This is a genomic window from Pedobacter petrophilus, from assembly GCF_009674725.1.
GTDB lineage: Bacteria > Bacteroidota > Bacteroidia > Sphingobacteriales > Sphingobacteriaceae > Pedobacter > Pedobacter petrophilus.
Genome location: NZ_WKKH01000061.1, coordinates 1 through 22,876, shown reverse-complemented (window position 1 = coordinate 22,876; position 22,876 = coordinate 1). Strand labels below are relative to the sequence as shown.

Annotated in this window: 20 protein-coding genes; 3 read left to right on the top strand and 17 right to left on the bottom strand. The window is 40.8% G+C overall.

Features of this window, described 5'->3' with window-relative positions; translation table 11 throughout:
* Window positions 1–978: 978 nt before the first annotated feature.
* The 16 genes from GJU39_RS21285 to GJU39_RS21210 form a co-directional block, all read right to left on the bottom strand.
* Window positions 979–2,280, bottom strand: a complete 1,302-nt coding sequence (locus tag GJU39_RS21285) for a PepSY-associated TM helix domain-containing protein (RefSeq protein ID WP_154283023.1) — start codon at window positions 2,278–2,280, stop codon at window positions 979–981.
* A gap of 29 nt (window positions 2,281–2,309) precedes the next feature.
* Complete coding sequence (locus GJU39_RS21280) at window positions 2,310–3,551, bottom strand: DUF4374 domain-containing protein (RefSeq protein WP_154283022.1); 1,242 nt, start codon at window positions 3,549–3,551, stop codon at window positions 2,310–2,312.
* Window positions 3,552–3,573: 22 nt separating this feature from the next.
* Window positions 3,574–5,958: a TonB-dependent receptor gene (locus GJU39_RS21275; protein WP_154283021.1), complete on the bottom strand. Its 2,385-nt coding sequence runs from the start codon at window positions 5,956–5,958 to the stop codon at window positions 3,574–3,576.
* Window positions 5,959–6,251: 293 nt separating this feature from the next.
* The gene (locus GJU39_RS21270; protein ID WP_154283020.1) at window positions 6,252–6,950 is read right to left on the bottom strand and encodes a sulfite exporter TauE/SafE family protein; all 699 of its coding nucleotides are present in this window, start codon (window positions 6,948–6,950) and stop codon (window positions 6,252–6,254) included.
* Window positions 6,950–7,384: a FixH family protein gene (locus GJU39_RS21265; protein WP_154283019.1), complete on the bottom strand. Its 435-nt coding sequence runs from the start codon at window positions 7,382–7,384 to the stop codon at window positions 6,950–6,952. Before GJU39_RS21265 ends, GJU39_RS21270 begins: the two co-directional genes overlap by 1 nt.
* Window positions 7,385–7,396: 12 nt before the next feature.
* Entirely contained in the window at window positions 7,397–8,767 is a 1,371-nt protein-coding gene (ccoG, locus tag GJU39_RS21260; protein ID WP_154283018.1) for a cytochrome c oxidase accessory protein CcoG, read from the bottom strand.
* On the bottom strand, window positions 8,751–9,722 hold the full coding sequence (locus GJU39_RS21255; RefSeq protein WP_154283017.1) for a cbb3-type cytochrome c oxidase N-terminal domain-containing protein: 972 nt from the start codon (window positions 9,720–9,722) through the stop codon (window positions 8,751–8,753). The genes ccoG and GJU39_RS21255 overlap by 17 nt, the downstream gene beginning before the upstream one ends.
* Window positions 9,709–9,891 carry a hypothetical protein gene (locus GJU39_RS21250; protein WP_154283016.1) on the bottom strand — a complete coding sequence of 61 codons (183 nt, stop codon included), beginning with the start codon at window positions 9,889–9,891 and terminating at the stop codon, window positions 9,709–9,711. Before GJU39_RS21250 ends, GJU39_RS21255 begins: the two co-directional genes overlap by 14 nt.
* Before the next feature lie 4 nt (window positions 9,892–9,895).
* Window positions 9,896–12,034: a cytochrome-c oxidase, cbb3-type subunit I gene (ccoN, locus tag GJU39_RS21245; RefSeq protein WP_154283015.1), complete on the bottom strand. Its 2,139-nt coding sequence runs from the start codon at window positions 12,032–12,034 to the stop codon at window positions 9,896–9,898.
* 71 nt (window positions 12,035–12,105) lie between these two features.
* Window positions 12,106–12,285: a cbb3-type cytochrome oxidase assembly protein CcoS gene (gene ccoS / locus GJU39_RS21240; protein WP_154283014.1), complete on the bottom strand. Its 180-nt coding sequence runs from the start codon at window positions 12,283–12,285 to the stop codon at window positions 12,106–12,108.
* Window positions 12,282–14,669, bottom strand: coding sequence for a heavy metal translocating P-type ATPase (locus tag GJU39_RS21235; RefSeq protein ID WP_154283013.1), 2,388 nt, complete (start codon window positions 14,667–14,669; stop codon window positions 12,282–12,284). Before GJU39_RS21235 ends, ccoS begins: the two co-directional genes overlap by 4 nt.
* An 11-nt stretch (window positions 14,670–14,680) precedes the next feature.
* Window positions 14,681–16,027, bottom strand: coding sequence for an oxygen-independent coproporphyrinogen III oxidase (hemN, locus tag GJU39_RS21230; RefSeq protein ID WP_154283012.1), 1,347 nt, complete (start codon window positions 16,025–16,027; stop codon window positions 14,681–14,683).
* A complete protein-coding gene (locus GJU39_RS21225; protein ID WP_154283011.1) occupies window positions 16,027–16,455 on the bottom strand; it encodes a Rossmann-fold NAD(P)-binding domain-containing protein in 429 nt (142 codons plus the stop codon). Before GJU39_RS21225 ends, hemN begins: the two co-directional genes overlap by 1 nt.
* Window positions 16,456–16,565: 110 nt before the next feature.
* Window positions 16,566–17,597 (bottom strand): response regulator, encoded by a 1,032-nt coding sequence (locus GJU39_RS21220; protein ID WP_154283010.1) that lies wholly within the window; start codon window positions 17,595–17,597, stop codon window positions 16,566–16,568.
* A 24-nt stretch (window positions 17,598–17,621) separates the two neighbouring features.
* Window positions 17,622–18,809 carry a PAS domain-containing sensor histidine kinase gene (locus GJU39_RS21215; protein ID WP_154283009.1) on the bottom strand — a complete coding sequence of 396 codons (1,188 nt, stop codon included), beginning with the start codon at window positions 18,807–18,809 and terminating at the stop codon, window positions 17,622–17,624.
* A 53-nt stretch (window positions 18,810–18,862) separates the two neighbouring features.
* Window positions 18,863–20,644, bottom strand: a complete 1,782-nt coding sequence (locus GJU39_RS21210; protein WP_154283008.1) for a hypothetical protein — start codon at window positions 20,642–20,644, stop codon at window positions 18,863–18,865.
* Between the two features lie 226 nt (window positions 20,645–20,870).
* Between GJU39_RS21210 and GJU39_RS21205 the strand changes: the two genes are divergently transcribed.
* The 3 genes from GJU39_RS21205 (at window position 20,871) to GJU39_RS21195 (ending at window position 22,238) form a co-directional block, all read left to right on the top strand.
* Window positions 20,871–21,071, top strand: a complete 201-nt coding sequence (locus tag GJU39_RS21205; RefSeq protein WP_154283007.1) for a YtxH domain-containing protein — start codon at window positions 20,871–20,873, stop codon at window positions 21,069–21,071.
* 170 nt (window positions 21,072–21,241) lie between these two features.
* Complete coding sequence (locus GJU39_RS21200; RefSeq protein ID WP_245228048.1) at window positions 21,242–21,934, top strand: DUF421 domain-containing protein; 693 nt, start codon at window positions 21,242–21,244, stop codon at window positions 21,932–21,934.
* 85 nt (window positions 21,935–22,019) lie between these two features.
* Window positions 22,020–22,238: a DUF6965 family protein gene (locus GJU39_RS21195; RefSeq protein ID WP_154283006.1), complete on the top strand. Its 219-nt coding sequence runs from the start codon at window positions 22,020–22,022 to the stop codon at window positions 22,236–22,238.
* Here the strand turns inward: GJU39_RS21195 and GJU39_RS21190 are convergent.
* Window positions 22,235–22,606 carry a hypothetical protein gene (locus tag GJU39_RS21190; RefSeq protein WP_154283005.1) on the bottom strand — a complete coding sequence of 124 codons (372 nt, stop codon included), beginning with the start codon at window positions 22,604–22,606 and terminating at the stop codon, window positions 22,235–22,237. The two genes, GJU39_RS21195 and GJU39_RS21190, sit on opposite strands and share 4 nt — an antisense overlap.
* Window positions 22,607–22,876 lie beyond the last annotated feature (270 nt).

The window sequence follows — 22,876 nt, the reverse complement described above, 5'->3', positions numbered from 1 at the left end:
ATATCAATCAGCGTCAGTTTACGGCTTAACCTACTTTTTGGTGTCTCACCAACCAGTCTAAATTTCAACACCTAATTTCTTAATATCGTTGAAATTTATACACATGCGTTTTCGGCTAGTGAGCACCAACCGATAGAAATAAGTTATAAATCTTTTAAGGTACGTGAAGACACGTACCTTGGCTGGTCTACTTGTTGGTGTTTCACAAACCAGTCTAAATTTCAATACCTAATTTTTTAATATCGTTGAATTTAAAGGCATGAGTTTTTCGGTTGGTGAGACACCAACCGATAGAAATAAGTTATAAATCTTTTAAGGTACGTGGAGACACGTACCTTGGCTGGTCTACTTGTTGGTGTTTCACAAACCAGTCTAAATTTCAACACCTAATTTCTTAATATCGTTGAATTTAGGGCATGTGTTTTTCAGTTGGTGAGACACCAACCGATAGAAATAAGTTATAAATCTTTAAGGTACGTGGAGACACGTACCTTGGCTGGTCTACTTGTTGGTATTTCACAAACCAGTCTAAATCTCAACACCTAATTTTAATATCGTTGAATTTAAAGGCATGAGTTTTTCAGTTGGTGAGACACCAACCAATAGAAATAATAAAATCTACAAAATCATCTGAAAGGTTTTGTAGCTTTTTTATGATGCATTTTTTTGGAATTTAACCAGTAAAGCTACAGCGGGATGCTACCTTAATGGCCTTAATACCTTAATGTTTCAAATTCGACCTACGAAAAAGATCCTGAATCAAGTTCAGGAAGACGTATTGATGAGATTACCGGAAAAGAGTTAATGCAAATATATCCTAATAAAAATGGTAGCCGGAGCGATATAACGATTAGCTATTGTACGCTACCTTAATGTTTCAAATTCAAGCTACTAAAATAGCTCCTGCATCAAGTTCATGATGCTCGTGTTGACCCATTGTTCATACAAATACAAAAAAGACCTATCCGCAAACACAACCTAACCCACAACATTTTCCATTTTCCTCACAGGTATTTTTGCGCTTGGCTTACCATTCTGAGGAGGATTTGATCCTTCTGTTTTTAAAAACTCCTTAGCCTTGCCTTTTTTCTTAAACTTGCGGCCATACCAGATCAAAAAACCTGTTATTGGCAAACTCGCCCCGATTAATGAGGCCAGAAATGCCAGTACTTTTCCAGGGAAACCCAGAATACTTCCTATGTGGATATCGTAATTCATTTTTCTCAGTTTACCGCCGAAACCCGAAGCTTCGTAAGGCACTGAATAAACGCCCTTTCCTTTCAATTCCTGAAGCGTATGCTGATCAAAAGCGTAACTCAAATTGTTGTAAAACTGGCCCCTGTTCGGATAAACAGTGATGTTAATTACTGCCTTTGGCTTAGCAGAATCAGGAAAAGTATAATAAAAACCTTCCGATTTTGGATGTTTTTTAATTACGGTGTTCCACGCTAAATCCATTGCCTTAGCTGGTGTATAGAACTTCCCGACCTGTAAAGAATCAGATTCCAATCTGTCGAACTCCCCTAACTTTTCTCCCCCGGTGGTTACCCAGTATAAACCTTCGCTATACCACCTGATGCCGTAAACCATTCCGGTTAATGCTATGAATAGTAGAAATATCAGCGAATAAAACCCGAGTACATTGTGCAGATCCAAATTGACACGTTTAAATGAAGCGCCCCATTTAATCTTAAAACTTTTATCGCGGGTAGATTTATTCCATTTTTTAGGATACCACCAGATTAAACCCGTAATCAGTAAAACCACAAATATTAATGTACCATAATTTACAATCGGGCGGCCAACAGCAAAAGGCAACCAAAGAAAACGATGGCCATTCAGGATAAACCGAAAGAAATCTACCTGTCCTTTCTTATGCACCACTTTACTGATTACTTCACCCGTGTACGGGTTAATGGTTAAAGTTGTTCCTCCACCACGGCGGCCTTCTTCTTTTGCACCTTTCAGGTTTAAGTTAATGGCCCTCCCTTGCTGATAATTTGCATAAACAGGCATTTTATCAGGAAAAATGTTAGCTGCAATAGCCGTGAGTTGAGCCGGTGTAATTACCGGTTTATCTTGCTTTTCTATTTTGGTTTCTGGTTCTAATAATCCGGTAATCTCTTCATTGAAAACCCAGATGCAGCCCGTTATACAAACAATGAAAACAATGACACCAGAGGCAAGCCCCAGCCAAAGGTGAAGCCACTTATTGATTCTGGTGAATTTAGAATCTTTCCCTTTTTTCTTCGCGGGGTTAATGTTGTTTGCTGTTGCCATTGTCTTATTGATCGAAATGAAAATCTTAATTAATACTGAAGTGCGTTAATTGCAGTAATTGTTCCGCCCTCCACCTTCAGGCCCTTTCTGGCTACGGCAATATTGGCATCGAAAACATACACATAACTTCCTTCGCTGGCCGTGGTGATCCCAATATATCCCGTTCTGCCATCTTTAGGTGTGTAGTTGTTAATCGTTGTTGTTCTGGTTACATCATTCGGTACGCCCGTTACCCATTTAAAGGTTTTATTAAGCACATCTACAATGGCAAATTTTCTAGCTGAACCATCTAATGAATTAGGCTGAGGATACATTTGCACCACGAACTTGCCCATGCCTAAATAGCTTTGTCCGGCCATATGATGTCCGCCAGAAAGTTCTTCTACATTAAAGAAATAGCTTTTATCAAATTCTGTTGTGCCTTTATTTATGCGGATCACCGCGGATGGATTTTTAGAGGTTGGCTTACTGGCGTTGGTGGCCGAAGCATAAGAAAAAGCATATGCGTCTCCGTTTTCAATCTCCACTAAACCATTGGTAAAGTAGGCACCAATAAAACTTGTGCGGTTATCTTTAATTACCTTTTCCAGTTTCAACTCCGGGTAGCTGTAAACAGCCACCCATGAACTATCCGGATAGGCAGTACCAAAAGCATCGGGCGCAGCACCTTTAATACTCATGTAAGGCGCAAACAATTTCTCGCCTACCTGGGTGGCCCATGTAAAATGTGCACGTTCGCCATTTCCGGCCAGTTTCACGATATTCACCTGTTGCTCTCCAACAATCTGGTATTTCCGGGCATCAATTCTAAAGAAACTCGAAAACTCGTTGCCAGATCTTGGGATCTTAGCAATGAAAACATCATCCTTAACAGGTGCAAAAAGCTGTACTGTTTCTGTCTGGAAATTCGTTAACTTATTCAGTTTCCCGGTTCCATCCAACCGGTAAGTGGTTACCGCACCAGGATTTCCCTGTCCGTATAATAAACTAAAAAACCTGTTTTTATGGGTTAAATAATAACGGTAAGAACCATCTTGCTCAATGCCATTCCCTTGTGTAGTTACCCTTCCAGAATCCAGGCTGCTAGCAGTAAGCAGATAATCGGCAATGCCTGTAGTACCAATTGGTGTTGCAGAAATGATGAATTTCGTTGCACCGGTTAACTCGTTATCCACATCTACAACTTCTGATGAATCTAATTCTTTATCGCAACCCGCAAATAAAGCGACTAACGATAAGCTTAAAAATGGAAGTAAATATTTAGTTTTCATATTCGTATTTCTTAAAATTTAATTATCTGTTGCTACTGAAAAAATACCTCACTTTGGCATAAAATGCCCTGCCTGGTTTTTGCAAAGAGAAGTTATCATATACACGATTATTCACCAGGTTTTTACACTCCAAACCAATGTTGTATTTACCACCACCCAATGTATACACAGCGTTTACATCCTGCATCCACTGTCTTGGAATATCATATTTCGTATCTGCAGTTCCCTGGCTTGGCCACGATAAATAATAGGCATGAACATAAAGTACATTGTAACCCAGGGTTAATGTGTTGCCTTTTTTACCTACGTTATTGAAGAAAAGCGACGCATCTGCGTTACCAAAAAGATAAGGCATGTTTGGAATGCGATCTTTATATAAAGGACTTTCCATGGTCTGGCCTTGTTCATAGCGGGTATTATTTCGTAAATTCTGGTAGGTTAGGTTTACACCGGCGGTAAATAGTTGTTTATAAGAGTACCGTACTTCAGATTCGAAACCCAGATTGGTTACATCGGCCAGGTTACCCATTACCTGTTTCGTCTGGTTATTATTCAGTTGCGGCCTGATAAAATCTTTTGCATCACGGTACATTACGTTCCCATCAAAACTAAAACGGTGAATCTGATTAAGCTGCGCCTGATAGCTGAAGCCCAGGTTATAGTTATTACTTTGCTCTGGTTTCAGGCTGATGTTTCCATCAAGATTTAACAAATCACCAAAGAGCTCGTCAGTTTCCGGCAGCCTGTAACTTTTCTCATAAGATGCCTTTAGCTGTAAATTGGGTACAATAAAATAGGTTGATGCAATGCCGTAGCCTGTTTTACTATAGCTGTTTTCTTGCTGAAGATAAGCGACGTCGCCCCAGTTTCCACTTGGGTTATAACTCTGAGCGTATTTATTCGATTGATAAAACTGTTTAGCAAAAACGGAGGTATTCCACTTTTCCGAAGCGCTGTATTTATAGCCCAGCCCTAAAACGTTCTTATTATTTTTACGCGGCTGCTCATAACTCTGGCTCTGCGGAAAAAGTTCATCAGACCCTTTTCTGTTAAAAGAATTGTAAACATTATTTAAAGAGAAGGAATGCTGCTCATTAATGGTATAGGTTAGGTTTGCCGTAGCCAGGCCGTTGTTATTGCGGAATTTATACATCGAACGCTCCCGCTCACTTCCTGCTCCCGGATATTCCTTATACTCCTGAAACCAGTTGTAACGGCGGTAAACCGTATCGATATTTTGTTCCGTGCCAAAGTTGAAGTTACCATTGATGCGAAGATCGAGTCCTTTGGTAAACAAATCCTTTTTCTGGTATTTCACAGTTGGCATTAAAATGCTGCCTCTTCTATGCCAATCGCCAAAAACACTCACCATTCGGGCGCCTGTTTGCACTTCAGCATAATTTTGCCCAACGGTTAAACCGAACATTAACTGATCTGCGAATGATTTGTTCACCACCCCGGCGCTGGCAATCAGGGTTTCATTGTGGTAGGTATCATTAAATCTTTTAACCACCTGATTTCTGAAGTAACGCCCATCAAAAGAGGCCACATCGGTAGTAACCTTATAATCGTTATCAGAATAGTTCTGGAAAGCATTCAGCTGCACTTTAAAGCCTGATTTTGAGGTATAACCTGCATTAAAGGCAGATTTATGCGTATTAAAAGAGCCATAAGAGTAAGAAGCATCCAGGTAACTTCCTGTGCTGTTATCAGTTACAATGTTAATGGCACCACCCAAGGCATCGGAACCCAGCCAAACCGGAACCACACCTTTGTAAACTTCTACCCTTTGCGCCAGGTTGATTGGTATATTGTTGATTTGGAAGGATGACCCAAAATTGTCCATGGGTACACCATCGATAAAGAATTTTACCTGGCGGCCGGTAAAGCCGTTTAATGAAAAATCCATTCTCGAGCCCAGTCCCCCGGCCTCTCTTACCCGTACACCAGAAACACGATCAAGTGCATGAGAGATATCTAACGTACTATTGTGCAGCTTTTTGGCATCAATAGAAGTAACATTAAAAGCTTGTCGGTTTACCTGCTGGTTAGCCGTTCTGCCAATTACATTTACCGTTTCCATATCTTCTGAAGATTCGGCCAGGCTTAAGCTTAATTTATAATCCTGATTTTCTGATATGTTTACTTCTTTTTTAGTCGTTTTGAAACCAACAGCAGAGATCTGAATTTGATAATTTCCGGCTTTAATATTAGTGATTCTAAAACTTCCGTTTTCATCTGATACCGTTCCATAACTGGTTTTTTGAATTTTGATGGTTGCCCCTGAAACAGGCTGGCCGGAAGCGTTTTTGATTTGCCCGGAGATACCGGAAATCCGGTTTTGGGCATAGGTAAAAATTACACAGGCACATAGTATGCCCAATAGCAAAATTTTCTTAATTTGCATGACTTTTAATGGAGATTAAAGGTTACCCGGTTTTCCGGCAGCCACACGGGTCTGAACCGTGTGGCATTTTTTTGATGCCGCAAATATAAGCCCTATTTAGATCAAGTCCAAATAAGATTTGGATTAATTTGGCTACTTTAACCTTTTAGTATTGCAACAAAATCGATGCAGAAACAGATGGGAGGCTAATAACCTGTTTACCAGATCAGTTAAGATTGTATCAGTAGAAATACTTTTATTTGCATTCCCCTGCCCTGTTTTAAAGAAGAATATTATGCGTTAAACGCGAACGATTATTTGCAATCTATCGCCTGTCCGTATAAACCTGTTGGTGCAGGAGATAAATATGGAATGCCCAGGTTTGCAGATCTTACGATCATGAGCATACCCATGGCAAACATTAACCAGGGAATAAGTTTTTGGGTGTTGAAGGAAATATATCTTTTAATGAAAATTCCACCCAGGGAAACCATCAGCAGGAGTGGCGTGGTGCCAATTCCAAATAGAAACATAAAGATGCCGCCATCTTTAAAGTTCCCCGTGTTAAGGGCTGTGGCCAGCGCCAGGTAAACCATACCACAAGGGATGATCCCATTTAGGGCGCCGGCAAAAAATCCCCAGAGCGGCAACTTAAAAACGTATCCCATTAGCTTGCTGATCGGGCGTAGTAAATGGTTTTGCAAAGCAGAAAACCGCTTTACATATTTTGGAACAAGCTGCAATAACGTGAAAATGATCAGAAAAATACCGATAACGGTGCTTAAAGTCTGCTGGTTACTAAACACCGTGATGGTTCCCCCCAAAACGCCGACGAACATTCCGAGCAAACTATAAATAAGAATTCTTCCAAACTGATATAAAAGCAATTGAAACGCAGCACCAGAAAGGTTTTGCTTTTGAAAAGGCATGCCCAACATAATGGGCCCACACATTACGGCACAATGCAAACTGCCGAACAGGCCCATTAAAAATGCAAGCGGCAGGAAATCCATTATAATTTGAGGTTACTTTTGTAGAAAAAATCTTTCCCTTTACTGTGCCACTGAATCTGGAGAAACCAAAGCCCCTTTTGCATATGCCCCCTATCTACCAAGATCAAATGATCTGGTTCGATGGTTTTTCCTTGCAGTTTCAGATCTTCTGCCTTATCAGAGGGACGCATCAAGACCAAATGATAGGTGGCGCTGTCTTTTAAACTGATGACCAATTGCTTTTCACTTACTGTTATTTTGGGTTGTGCATCATCATTCAGCATATTTTGTTCTGCATTATAAGTAGTATTGTAATTAATCCCCTTTTCATAATAATCCTCCTCTATCAGTGCGTCACCGCTATGTTTTGCAAACATGTATACCACCATTGAGATGATGAAGAGCATGAAACAGCCCATTCCCAATAAAACCTTACTTCCCCAGTTCATACTCATCTCCTTTATTATTTAGTGATTATCCGGCTGCGCGAAAAAACTCGTGTTCGCCTTGCTTAGTACTTTCCCATCTACCACAACCTCAAATACCACATCGGTTTTGTATGCTGTTATGGCTTTATTATTTTTAATCAGGAAAAAAGTAATTTGCGCTGAGCCATCCTTTGGAAGCACATTTGCCGCTTGCACAAACTCAATTTTATCCTGATGATTCTTCGTCCGAAATTCAAACCGCACCGTTTTATTCGTTTTATTAATCAACTCTGCATTGTACAGATTACTGGTTTGGTTTTCGCCTCTACTTTGATAAAGCGTACCGCTTGCTCTTAAAACGGTAGTTTCTATAGCCTCCCGTTTGTAAATCAATGCAGAGAAAACCATAAATACCACAAAAAGCACAGCGGCATAACCATACGCCTTCAGGCCGATTTTAAAGGGTTTTTGTGCGCTAATGTAATCCTGATTATAAAATCCGATCAGTCTTTCCGGCTTATTGATTTTCAGCATGACTTCATCGCAGGCATCGATACAGGCGGTACAGTTTACGCATTCCATTTGCGTGCCTTTTCTAATGTCGATGCCAGTTGGACAAACCTGAACACATAAGCCACAATCTACACAATCGCCTTTTTTTTCTTCCTGAATATTCCGTTGGATTTTTGCTCTGGGTTCTCCCCGATTTGAATCATAAGCCACAATGAGGCTCTGGTTATCTAACAAAACGCCTTGCAGCCGCCCATATGGACAGATCACTGTGCAAACCACTTCCCTTAAGTAAGCAAAGACAGCATAAAATATCAACGTAAAAAACAGAAGAGCAATTAAACCAGATACATGCTGGCTAACGGGCTGCGTAATAATTTTGAATAGGGTATCAGAACCAATCAGATAAGCCAGAAAGGTATTGGCAATGGCAAAGGAAATTACCAGAAAGATGAAGTGTTTTCCACCCTTCTTCATTATTTTTTCCGCATTCCAGTGTTGTGCGTTTAACTTTTTCTGGCGCGGCGCATCACCTTCAATCCAGTATTCTATTCTGCGGAAAACCATTTCCATAAAAATGGTTTGCGGACAAGCCCAACCACACCAGAGCCGGCCCAAAACTACGGTAAAGCAAACGATAAATATGACAAAAATAAGCATCGCCAGGGCAAACAGATAGAAGTCTTGCGGGGTAAAAATGAGTCCGAAGAATACAAATTTACGGGCTATAAAATTCAACAATACCCACTGTTCGCCGTTCATCTTTAAGAATGGGCACGCGAATAAAAGCAAGAGTAACGCATAACTTACCCACTTGCGGTAAGTATATAACTTTCCTGATGGCTTTTTAGGATATAAAAAACCTTTACTCTTGCTATTATTTTTATCTTTCTGTAGCATCTTTTGCTTTCAAACTATCTGCAGGCTCTTTCATAGCATTATCTTGCGGATCTTTCTCTTCATACTTTTCTCCCTGAGCAGCTTTTGCGCCTGCCGGATTTGTTCCTGAAAGAGATAAAATGAAGTTGGCCACGGCACTGATTTGTTTAGGACTCAGGTTTTTTTCCCAGCTGATCATCCCTTTTTCCGGTACGCCGTATTTAATGGTTTTGAAAACGTTATTAATACCACCGCCGTGAAGCCAGAATTCGTCGGTTAGATTCGGACCGATAAGTCCCTGGCCTTTATCGCCATGACACACCTTACAGTTTCCATCAAAGATGCTTCTCCCGTCTGCCAGAACAGCCTCAGTGTTATCTGCCTTCACCGTATTCTCATCAATTGCGTTTGCCGACTTTTGGAGATAGGCAGCTTTTTCAATCTTTGCCTGCGCCATTTCATTTTCATATTCCTGATCCTGAAGATCGCCGTAACCGCCAATGTGGTAATAGAACAGGTAAGCAAAAGCGATAATCATTGTTCCAAAGAAAAGATAATTGAACCATGCCGGAACGGGATTATTCAATTCTTTAATGCCATCATAAGCGTGATCTATTTCCAGGTCTTTCTCTTGCGCCATCGGTTTCAAACTCAGGAGTTTTTCCCAAACAGACGTACCTTTTTTCTTTTCCTTTAACCAGTCGTCGTAATTCAGTGGTTCGGCTTTAAGTGGCGGAAGATAAGGCGTTGGCTCGAGCTGTTCCTGATACATTACTTTAAAAGCATTTAATAAGGTAAGCGATACAACAACCAGAACCAGAAGGAACAACAGTAAAACAACAATCAACATTTCAGTCTGCGACAATCCCAATGAAGGCTCAGAAGACTGAACCGTTTCAACAACTGTTTTCTCTTCGGCAGCAAAAACGGTAAGCTGCGTAACCAGCAATAAAACAAATAAGCTAATCTTCTTCATGCGCTGTAGATTGATTTTCTGTAAGGGGCAATTCGCTCATCACTTCTATATGTTTTCTATTTAATTTGAGGAGATAAATGCCTACGATAATGAAAAATACCATAAACATAATCAGCGAACTAATGAGGTAAAGTTCTCCTCCGGCCAGGTCTTTTATTTGATTGAACATAAATTTAATTTGTTGGAATTTTCTCTTTATTCGCTTTAATATCGGTACCCAAACGTTGCAGGTAGGCTATAATGGCTACAATCTCACGATCGCTTTTCACCTTAATGTTGTTCTGGTTAAGTTCTGCAGCAATCTGCGCTGCCTGAATTTTAAGATCGTCGTTTGCTTTCTGATCGTATCCTGTTGCATAAGGAACACCGAGTGTTTGCATCGCCCTTATTTTACTGGCTGTAGTAGAAATATCCAGTTTCTGCTCAATCAGCCAGGGGTAAGGTGGCATAATACTTCCCGGCGACATTGATGTCGGATCGATCAGGTGATTGTAATGCCAGGCGTCAGAATATTTGCCACCAATACGGTGCAGATCTGGCCCGGTACGCTTACTTCCCCATAAAAACGGGTGATCATATACAAACTCCCCGGCTTTGCTATATTCTCCGTAACGTTCGGTTTCAGAGCGAAACGGACGAACGGTTTGAGAATGGCAGTTTACACAACCTTCGCGGATGTAAAGATCTCTTCCCTGTAATTCCAAAGCAGAATAAGGTTTTACGCTGGCGATAGTGGGTACGTTAGATTGAATGGTAAACGTAGGCATCATTTCAACCATCCCGCCAATCAGGATAATGATGAGTGAGAACACCATAAACTTTATCGGCTTGCGTTCCAGAACCCTGTGCCAGGCTTTATCAGCATCAGAATGATCTACAATTTCTTTAGTTAACGGCATGGCTTCGGCTGGTTCATTGGCAACCAGCTTCGCTCCTATCATGGTTTTTGCCAGGTTGTAAGTCATGGCAATTACACCTGTTAAATACAAAGCACCACCTATTGACCGTAAGATGTGCATAGGAATGATCTGTAAAGTGGTGGCCAAAAAGTTTGGATACTTTAACAAGCCTTCTGAAGTAAATTCCTTCCACATTAAACCCTGCGTAAAACCTGCCCAATACATCGGGATGGCATAAAAAAGGATTCCGAGTGTACCAATCCAGAAATGGAAGCCAGCCAGTTTTTTTGAATACAATTCGGTTTTGTAGATTCTTGGAATCAGCCAGTAGAGAACACCGAAAGTTAAGAATCCGTTCCAGCCTAACGCCCCTACGTGCACGTGGGCCACAATCCAGTCGGTAAAATGCGCAACACCATTAATTTGTTTCAGGGAAAGCATCGGTCCTTCGAAAGTTGCCATCCCGTAGGCCGTTAATGCCACAACCATAAATTTCAGCGTAACATCTTCCCGAACTTTATCCCAGGCGCCACGAAGCGTAAGCAACCCGTTAATCATCCCGCCCCAGCTTGGTGCAATTAACATAATGGAGAAGGCTACACCCAGAGATTGCGCCCAACCCGGTAAAGAGGTGTATAATAAATGGTGCGGACCGGCCCAGATGTAAATAAAGATTAATGACCAAAAGTGAAGGATACTTAATTTATACGAATACACTGGTCTGCCGGCCATTTTCGGCAGAAAATAATACATCATTCCCAGGTAAGGCGTAGTTAAAAAGAAAGCCACGGCATTGTGCCCATACCACCATTGTACCAGCGCATCCTGAACACCTGCATAAACATAATAGCTTTTCAGGAAGGAAATTGGAAGTTCAAATGAATTCACAATGTGCAATACTGCGATGGTAACGAAGGTGGCAATGTAAAACCAGATTGCCACGTATAAGTGGCGTTCTCTTCTTTTAAAAATGGTTCCGAACATATTTACACCGAACACTACCCAGATAATGGTAATGGCGATATCTATCGGCCATTCCAATTCGGCATATTCGTGTGAGGTGGTAAAACCAAGCGGAAGCGTGATCACCGCCGAAACGATGATGAGCTGCCATCCCCAGAAATGAATTTTGCTTAAAATATCACTGAACATTCTGGCTTTGAGCAGGCGTTGTAATGAATAGTAAACGCCCATAAAAATGGCATTCCCTACAAAAGCAAAGATTACCGCATTGGTGTGTAAGGGCCTGATTCGTCCAAAGGTGGTGTATTGGTTGCCTAAATTCATTGCAGGTTTGAACAGCTGCATGGCGGCCAGCAAACCTACAGTCATCCCGATAATCCCCCAGACGAGGGTGGCGATGCCGAAGTTCCTGACAATTTTGTTATCGTAAGTAAATCGCTCTAATTGCATAAACAGAAATGTTTTGTTTGTATTTATAGCTCAAAGGTATCCTGCCGGGAGCAGGAAAAGGATGATGCGGCTTAGCTGGAAAAGTGATCTTCTTCACTTTTTTCTTCGGTCACTTCATCATCAAAAAGAATACGGACGCCAGGTGTGTAAACATCATCATTTTGCCCTGTCTTAGCCGCCCAGATAAATGCGCCGAGGAAGATGAGTGCCATTAAGACACTGCAGCCCACCAAAAAATAAAGAATATTCATAAAAGCTTGTTTTTACGTGCTAAAATCCGGGTGGCGAAAGTGGTGAAGCAAATGATGGTTACCGTACTAACAGGCATCAATACCGCAGCAACTAAAGGATAAAGCGTACCCTGCACCGCATAATAAATTCCGATGCTGTTGTAAAGCGTAGCGATAAAGAAGCTCGCTTTGATAATCTTGATTCCAGCTTTACTTAAGCCAATAAAGTTTGGCAACAGCCCGAGTGAATCGCCTTTTAAAATGGCATCACAACCGGGTGTAAAGTTGTTGATATCATCTGTAATCGCGATGCCGAAATCACTTTGTTTTAACGCACCGGCATCATTCAGGCCATCTCCCAACATCATAACAGTCTTCTGGCTGGCCTGCAAATTCAGAATTGCCTCCAATTTTTGGTGTGGACTCTGCCTGAACTTAATTACCGTTTCTTCCGGAAAAATTTTTCTTAGTCTTTGTTCATCTTTATTCGTATCGCCAGAAAGCACTTTTAGATCAAAAGATGTGTTTAAGCTGCTCATCAATGTATTTAATCCTGATCTCCACTCCTGTTCAACTCCAAAATTTCCAATATACACGTCATCAATCACGATATGTACACCGCCAACAGGCTGATGACCAGTGGCTTTTAACATTGAAGACAGACTGCCTGCGTAAACATTTAAGCCGGTAACCAATCCTGATAAGCCTTTGCCCGGGGTTTCCAGGTAATTTTTAACCGGAAAAAATTCTTTAATGTTCAGTTCCTTTAAAATGTGCCTGCTCAGCGGATGCGAAGAATTTCTAAAAAGGGAAGCAACGATTTTCTTTTCCAGATCACTGATCAACCCATGGAAGGAAACTGCTGCATTTTTTGTGGTGGTGAGCGTTCCGGTTTTATCGAAAACAAGGGTATCACATTTCGCCAATTGCTCTACAGCATCGGTATTTTTAACATAGAATCCTTTTTTATCGAATACGGATAAAATTGCTGAGAGTGTAAATGGCGTACTCAAAGCCAGCACACATGGGCAGGCTACTATAATCACGGCTGTAAAAGCCGACCATGCCTTATGGCTATCCTGCTGAAAAAGCCAGTAGGCGGTTGCTGAAAAAGCAATTACAAACACCCCAATGCTGAAATACTTTGCGATGCTATCATTAAAGTTGTGTTTTTGAACATCATTTTTATAATGTTCATGAATCCACAAACCTGTTAAATAACTTTGAGAAACCGGTTTGATTACTTCGAGTTCTATCGCCTCACCAGTCTGGCGGCCACCTGCATAAATAATTTCACCTAAAACCTTGTGTATCGGTTCAGATTCTCCTGTTACAAAACTCATGTCCATCCAGGCATCACCCTTCATTAAAATGGCATCTGCCGGAACCAGTTCTCCGTTTCTGATCCACAACCGATCGCCAATTTTTACTTCGTTAATGGAAACTGGCTTCTCTTTCCCATCGCTCAGTGTAGTCACTGCAATTGGAAAGTATGAGCGATAATCCCGATCGAAAGAAATGTGGTTATAGGTACGCTGTTTCAACCATTTCCCCATTAAGAGCAAAAAAACCAAACCTGTAAGTGTATCTGCAAAGCCAGGCCCGGTGCTGAAAATAATTTCGAAAGCTGTTCTTAAAAATAAAACGGCAATTATGAGTGCCAGCGGTGTATCCAGATTGATGTGTTTATGTTTGATACTGGTAATTGCCGAAATGAAATAATCTTTACCACAGTAAAATGCTGCCGGAATAGCAAAAGCAAAGTTAAGCCAGCCAAACAAACGCTGAAACTGTTTCTCGAAACCAGACAATCCAAAATATTCCGGAAAGCTAAAAAGCATCACATTCCCCATTAAAAAGCCAGCGACAGCAATTTTCAAAATCAAGCTTTTATCCAATCCTTTCTGGTGTTCTTTCACCACATCCTGAAGACTAATCAAGGGTTCATAACCCACCTGAATTAAGGTTTCCACCAGGTGCCGTAAAGAGATTTCTTCATGGTTAAAGGTGATGGTGACCTGCTTCCTGATGAAGTCTATCCTGGAGCTGAATATGGCGGGATTAATCTTATATAAGTGCTCAAGTAACCAGATACATGAACTACAGTGAATCGCTGGGATATAGAAAGTTACAATACTAGAATCATTACCTTTGTAATCAATAAGTTGCGTAATGATGGATTGCTCATCAAGGTATTCTAGCCGGGATTCGTGTTTAAACCGCTGACCGGGATTTTGATTGTAAGTGTAATAGTTACAAAGGTTATTTTCTGATAAAATCTGGTAAACACCCTTGCATCCGGCGCAGCAAAAGTCTTTATCTTCCAGTTGATAAGTTACTTCAGGCAAATCCTCGCCACAATGATAACAGATCGATTTGAGCGTGGTTTCATGTCGTTCTTCCATGGTTTACAGTTTTAAATGGCAGCACTGAATATTTTAGTCTCGGGTTGTTTTGCCCACAACTTTTCATCGAAAGCCATGCAGATATTTCTTAAAAATGATTTGCCGTTTGGTGTGACACTGATTTCATTGCCGGTAATTTGAACCAGGCCATCTTCAATGAGCGGAAATAGCCTTTCATAAACACGATCAGGAATCCCATCCCCATATTTTGTAGTTTCCTTACACATCATATTTAAAATGTGCCGGCGAATGACTAAGTCTTCTTCAGAAAGCAGGTGCCCTTTTTCTACCGGCAAGATTCCTTTGCCCACACGCTCCAGATAAGCTTCTACAGTTTTCGGATTTTGAGCAAACGCGTTCCAGCCGTCGCTAATGGAGGAAACGCCTAAACCAATAAGCAAATGCGTATGCTGATCGGTATAGCCCATAAAATTTCTATGCAGTTGCTGTTCTTTACTGGCGATAAAAAGGGAATCGGTATTGAGGGCAAAATGATCCATACCCACATCGTGATAACCGGCATCCTGCAAGTGCTGTTTACCAGTTTGATACAGGGCAAATTTTGCATCACCAACCGGAAGATCTTCTTCGGTATAATGCCGCTGCCCGGGTTTAATCCAGGGCACATGCGCATAACTATAAAAGGCGATCCGATCTGGCCGCATCTGAATGACTTCTTCAATTGTACTGCTCAAACCATTGATAGTCTGGCAAGGTAAACCGTAAATTAAATCGAAATTTATAGAGTTAAAACCAATTGCCCGGGCTTGTTCCGTAACAGTTGCTACTTGTTGCGGCGTTTGAAACCTGTTGATCATCAATTGCACCTTCGGGTCAAAATCCTGGATTCCGAGACTCAATCTTTTAAACCCCAACTGGTATAAAGTTTCTAAATGGGCAAAGGTGGTATTGGCAGGATGGGCTTCAAAGGAAAACGAAGATTCGGGTGTTAAGACTGCTTGATCCAGGATACCTTTAATTAAGACCTGTAAGTTTTCTGGCTGAAAGAAAGTGGGCGTACCGCCGCCTAAATGTAGCTCCTTGATCTTCGGTTGCGCTCCCAGCAGCTTCAGATACATTTTCCATTCGACCAAAACCGCCATAATGTAAGGCAACTCAACCGCATGGTTTTTAGTAATCCTGGTATTGCAGCCGCAGTAAGTACATAAACTTTCGCAAAATGGCAGGTGAATGTAAAGGCTTATCCCTTCGTCAAGATGCGAAGCATAAATTGCTTGAACAGCCCCTTCCCATTTATTTGTGTCGAAATTTTCATTGTCCCAATATGGAACAGTCGGATAACTGGTGTACCTGGGCGCAGCAACATTATATTTCTTTAAAAGTGCAGCTGTTTCCATTATTTCAATGCTTTAGCCACCCCACAATTATTTTGACAACAACAGGCTTTACCTACACATTTTCCCGATGACCATTGATCCAGGTTTTTAATTACCTGCTCCATCCGGGATTTTGGATCCTGGTTTACATCAAGCAAAGGCACATTGGCCACTTTCATTCCAGCATGTCCAGCGGCCAGTAAGTCGAGGTGGTTGGTTTCTGAGGATGACGTAGCGATATACCTGATCCCAATTGCTTTTAAACCGGCAATCATTTCGGCGTTGAGGTCATCCTGGTTGAAAACCAACAGCGCCTCTTTACCTGCAGCAAAAGATAATGTATCTATTGTTAAACTATTGGCGATGATGGTAATATCATGCTTTTTATAATTGGCGAGCACCAGCCATTCTTTTTCAGCGGCTTGAATGTTATATGCGATTGCTTTCATGTACAAATTTTCTTGTACACAAAAATAAAGCAGTCTTCATCCAGATTGGATGAGGCTGCTTAGACTAAAAAGTGACGTTTATTACTTTATGGACATTATACCTATGAAACTTACTGTTTCACATTCCGTAGTTTACTCATGGACAGGATATTAATGGCGTTCCCGGTTTTATCGATAAGTTCTTCATCTTTAAAATCAGCCAGCATCCTGCTAATGGTTTCGCTGGCTGTACCTACCAGGGCCGCTAAATCATCTCTTGAAATTTTGATGGTACAGGCATCGCTTTCCGTTCCGCCGAATTTCTCTGCAACCTGCAGCAATGCCTCTGCCACGCGTTTCCTTACAGAAGAATAAGCCAGTTGCAGCATTTGCTTTCCTTTATCATGAACATTTTCAGATAACAGGGATATGAATGTTTTCGATACCGCCTGATGACTCAGTAAGTATTCCAGGAAATCAATTTTCGGAATCTGAATAATTTCTGATGCTGCGAGTGTAGCTGCATTTTCTGCATACGGCACGCCATTGCAAAGGCTTTCGTAGCCGAAGAAATCGCCATCATGAAAAAGACCTGAAGACAGTTCTCTCCCATCTTTAAATCGCTTATAGGTTTTCACCTGACCTTTAACAAGGTAATAAAGATGCGTTGGCTCATCATCTTCTAGATAGATAATCTGCTTAGGCGAAACCGGTCTTAATTTACCTTTAGCTTTAAGTTCGGCTAAAATAGCTTCCACACTTCCGGCAGAGGCACCAATGGTTTTGGATTGCTGTTTCTTTTTAAAACGGCTCTCTATCGCTTTGAAAAGCTCTAAATCATCAAAGGGCTTGGTCAGGTAATCATCTGCACCCATTTCCATTCCCTTTCTCATGTCTGCACGCTCTGTTTTCGCGGTAATGAAGATGAAAGGAATATTTGCCGTTTGCGGGTTTTTATTGATTAAATATAAAACCCCGTAACCATCCAGCTCAGGCATCATAATGTCACAGAGAATCACGTCGGGCAGGTATTTCAAAGCTAGATCTACCCCAATTTTGCCATGTTTGGCTGTGAAAGTTTTGTAGCCAGCCAAATCTAAAACCTCTGCGGTGCCTTCGCGGATATCGTCGTTATCTTCTATGATTAGTACTTTTTTGCTCATGAGGAATTATAAAAAGGTATTGTATTATTTAGATGGAAAACTTAGGGTGAAGATTGTTCCCGAATTTTGTTCGCTTTTGCAGGTAACTACACCATCCATCAGGCTTACATAACGCCTAACGATGTTTAGCCCCAGGCCCGTACCGGGAATATCACCTGTATTGTGTGCCCGGAAAAACGGTTCGAAAAGGTTATGCTGATCAATATCCGGAATGCCAATGCCGTTATCTTTCACTTCCAAAACCAGCTCATCATCTTTTAAAATGGTATTAAACTGAATCAAAGTATCTTCGCCTGAGTATTTAATTGCGTTAGATATAAGATTGATTATACAATTCTTAAGCAAATTCGGATCAAGTAACACATTAGCTTTTGTTCCGGTATGTTCGTAAATGATGTGCTGATTTTGCTTAGTCATTAGCTGCATCTCCTCCGCAATTTCTTCAGCAAAGCTGATGATATTAAACACCTGCGCTGTGGCTTCTACTTTGCCTGCTTCCAGCTTCTCCAGTGATAGGAAATCGTTCAGGATGGTGGTGAGGTTATTGATCGAATTTTTAATTTTAGCGGTATGTTTTTCTACGTTAGCAACATCTTGTTTCACCGTGTATTTATCAATCAGCGAAGCAGATAATTGCATGGAACTTAGTGGTGTCCTAAACTCGTGCGAAGCCATAGAAACGAAACGTGTTTTCAATTGGTTTAATTCTTTTTCTTTTTCAAAAAGTGCACTCATATTTTCCTTGGCCATTTCCAGTTCAGAAACGAGTTTAACCAAATCCCGGGTACGTTCCTTAATCTTTACCTCTAACTTTTCTGTGTAACTTTTGATTTGTTCCTCATTTGCTTTTTCTTTAGAAAGATCATGGATAAAGCCCGTGTAGATTTTACGGTCGCTGAATTTTACTTCACTCACCCCCAACCGGAACGGAAAGGTAGATCCGTCTTTCCGCTGACCATGCACTTCCCTACCGATTCCAATAATGTGTTTCCTTCCGGTTTCGTTGTAGTTATGAATGTAGCTATCGTGACGCAGTTTATCTGGTGCAGGCATCAGTACAGATACGTTTTGCCCAACTAACTCTGCCCGATCATAACCGAAAAGCATTAATGCTGCCGGATTTAAATGTTCAATGATTCCTTTATCATCGATGGTAATAATGCCATCAATCGCATTTTCTATAATCGCATCTAAAAATTTTGATCTGTCCATGTCGCCTTTTCTGTGGCTGTAAATTTAAAGTTTCTTGGCGCTGCTATCCATATTTAATCAACTTGAAGCTGATCTAATCTTTCTTTGTATAAACTCAACTGCTCCTGGATTGACTTAAAATTTTGATCAGCGCCATCGGCAATATCATTAAAGAGCCTTTTGTAGTAAGAAATTCCTTCCGAAAGCTGCAATTTAAAATGATTAAGTTGCTTCTTCTTTTTATCAGTAATATTGTTGCAGAGTTGCTGCAACTCCCCTTGCAGGTAGTCTACATACAAACTCAATTCTTTTACAAAAAAATGAGGCCGTTCTACTTTCTCCAGCAGATTGAACCGCCCATAGATGTGCCCCACCATTTGTTCCAGAGAATAAATCCCCGAAAAATAAGCCAGGTTGGGTCCCGGACAAATGGCCACTGCCTTGCTTTCTTTAGGTTTGCTGATCTCATATTTTAGGTAGGCAGAGGAACACAACCCCTCACACAAACAGATTTTTTCGGTCACCGCCTCAAATTGCTGTTTAAATTCATCCGCTGGTAAACCCTGGGATTCCAGCTGTCTGATTTTCAAATGCTGGTATTCTCTTGATGCGGTACAAATGGCCTGCGGGGTAAACTCGGTATTATTACATAGAAACTTTTTGGTGCATGCACTCCCGGGCCGGTTTTTTTCAATTCTGGTTAACCGTTGATCTTCCATGCTGCTATTTTTGAAATTGTTAAACTGAATACCCAATGGGGATGAATTGCTAAGATAAAAGTCACTTTCGCTTGCCTTAACCAATGAGTTCAAGGTGTCGTTGTCCACATTGGTAACTTCGGGCACTAAAAGAAAAGGACTTCCCCATCCGGTCGCATCCAAGCCATAATGGTGAATTAAAAACTGATTTTCTTCCGCAGTGCCAATTCCACCCTGCACGGTAATCCGTTGTTTTGGGATGTCTTTTAGCTTGAGCTCTTTTTGCGCTAATGCAGACTGATAAAGTGTAAAAAGTTCTTGCAACATCTCTTCCCGCTTCGCTTTAAATTCTTCCAGAATTGGGCCAAGCAGATAACCTTCGGTAGCGAAAGCATGGCCACCACAGTTTAAACCAGATTCGATTCTAAACTCCGACACCCAAAGTCCCTTTTTAGCCAAAAATTTCGCCTGAATTAAGGCTGAGCGAAAATCACTCACCTTTAAGATGATTTTCTTTTTCATCATACCCAATTCATCAGGAAAGAAATCGTTAAACCGGGTAAGGTAACTGTATAAACGCGGATTCATACCGGCAGATAAAATTACCGAGGAGGAAAGTTTGCTCTGAGCAAAACCCCGTAAAGCAGCAAGCGCATCGGTGTTTTCATCGCCGGAAAATTCATTATCCAGATAGTTCATCTTATCTACCTTAGCCATGATGTTAACATCAATTGCGCCAGGTTTAATTTGATTGCGCAGCACCTGCTGAAACCTGGTTTTATGTTCGCCTTCAGGATAATCCATCATCAACTCATATCCATTTTTCAAACCAGCGCCATCCGGCAACAATTCAAAATACCTGCAGATATCGTTTCCAGCTTCGAAAGCTTGTTTTTTAAGTTCAGCAACCTGATTGATTATAGCATCACTTAAAAAATTTAAATAAGCGGTAATTCTTAATGCCCTGCTATCGGTAGAAGATTTACCAATTGGCAGGAAAATCAGCTTCATGTTACTGGTGTGGTATTCCCGAATCCGCTCAATTAATTCATCATCTACGATGGATAATACGGATGAAATACCGTAGCGGGCAACTTTTAAAGGGGTGTCTATTGAATATCCCAGGCCTAAAACCGGGATATGAAAGGTATGTGGCATAATAATAGATTACTTACAGCACAAACCTATTTAATGCATTTCAATCCGCTGCAGATGTACATTACCTTATAAAATGATGTAAATCATTTTATTAGGACAGCTTTGACAAATTCTACCTAACGCGCCAGAAAAGTTGTCAAAGCTAGAAATGCAAAAACCAAGAAGTTGTATTATTTTCTAAAACCTTTAAGGCCCCAGCGCTGTTTTTAAATAAAAGATAGAAAACATGGGACTTATAAAAACAGCATTAATTGGCGCTGCAGTTTACGCAGGCTATAAATACATCACCAAAAAAGATCCGATTACTGGAAAATCAGTAGTAGATGATTTAAAAGATAAGGCACCTGAATGGAAAGAAAAGGCCAAAGAGTATCAAAAAGAATTTGAAACGAAGTTTCAAAATGTAGAGAACGATTTAACCAGATGACTGTCTGCTTACAGGAATCATGATCGCCAAACAGATCGTTATTTGTTTCTGTAGGCATCAACAAAGGGGATTTGATTTCAAAACCCAAACTACTGGCAAAGATTTAAAGAACAATTGTTCCTTAAGCCTTTGCCAGTTTTTATTTACCTTTAAATTTAAAACCAAAGAAATTGCTGGATCTAGACTGGAAACAAATCCTTATTGGAGAAGAAAAATTTGAATTTTTAATTGAGATTGCCCTCCGTACGGTGATCATGTACTTTATTATTTTATTCGGATTGAGGTTATTAGGAAAGCGCGGAATCAGGCAGCTTTCTGTATTTGAGCTGGTAGTCATCATTAGCCTGGGTTCTGCAGCCGGCGACCCCATGTTTTATAAAGAAATAGGCCTCTTAACGCCCGTTGTTATCTTTTTGATCATTGTCGGTGCTTATCGCTTCACTACTTATTTAACTGCTAAAAGTGAAAAAATAGATGATTTAATAGAGGGAAAGAGTGTTTACCTGATTCGTGGCGGAAAATTCCACATCGAAGATTTTAAAAAGGAAGCGTTAGCGAAAGATGAATTTTTTGCCGAACTCCGCCAGCAAAGTGTTTCGCACCTGGGGCAGATTGAAACTGCTATCCTGGAAACTTCGGGCACATTAAGCGTATATTTTTATCCTGATGAAGAAGTAAGATTTGGTTTGCCCATCCTTCCTGATCTTTTTGATAGAAAAATTGAACTGATAACCGAAGAAGATCACTACGCCTGCTCATTTTGCGGGAAGGTAGAAAAAATCATCACCACGGGTAAGCACAGCTGTAAAAAATGTAAAAATGAAGAGTGGTTAAAAGCAATTGACAGATGCCGGGTACGTTGATATTTACTTCACTGGAAATTAGACTGATGAAAAATAGATCGGCATTACCCGTAATTACCTCGCCCTTGAATTGTAAATTTGCAACATGACCTTACAAGAATTACAACAGCTGGAAGATTTCTTTGCTAACGCAGGTAAACAACAAGTGCCAATCTACCTCAACGAAGCGACTGTGATTACTGATTATGACTACTTTTTAGAGAGTCACTTTTTACCCCTGAAATTAAATCTGGATTCTAAAGTAAATCAGCCGCTCCTTCACCGTTTAAAAATGCTGAAGCTGCTGGTAGAAGCCAATGCTTAGTTGCTGCGCTGCCTGGTAATCCGTTTACTCCAGTTCCCTGATGCAAAACCCGCCACTACCAAAGCAGTTCCCAGGAAAAAACCTTGAATTACCAAAGATTTATTTTTACGTTCTACTCCTTCATAAATAGTATAGGCAGCGATAGCACCAAGCCCCACCAGTTCAATTACCCTTTTGCTTTTCGTAGCTACTGTATTTCTTGGCGAAAATGCAATACGGATTAATCCATCAACCAGACGCATATTTTTAGCAACAGTATTTCTAACAGCAGGCTTAGTTGCGTGAATACCCAATCCATGGCCAATAGCCTTTATACCCTCAAGCACGATCCCATTTCCAAACTGATCAGTAGTATTTTTTTTCATCATAGATTCTTTAAAAAAGTCAACACTAAAAAAAGAGATATGGTTTTGGATAGTTTTATTTCGGCGGCCGATACGATTACAGAAAGCATTTAGATTTTGGATTAAGCTTCTTTCATTTAAAACGCCCTTAATAAAGATGCTGAATCACGTTCAGCAAAACGCAAGAGGGGTTCAAGCAAGACCTCACCAATCAGCGTGTCATCGTAAGTTTGTATAAATAGGTTTTGAGAATTGCTGACAGGATATAATTTTGTTCAGCATAAAAGATCCAGC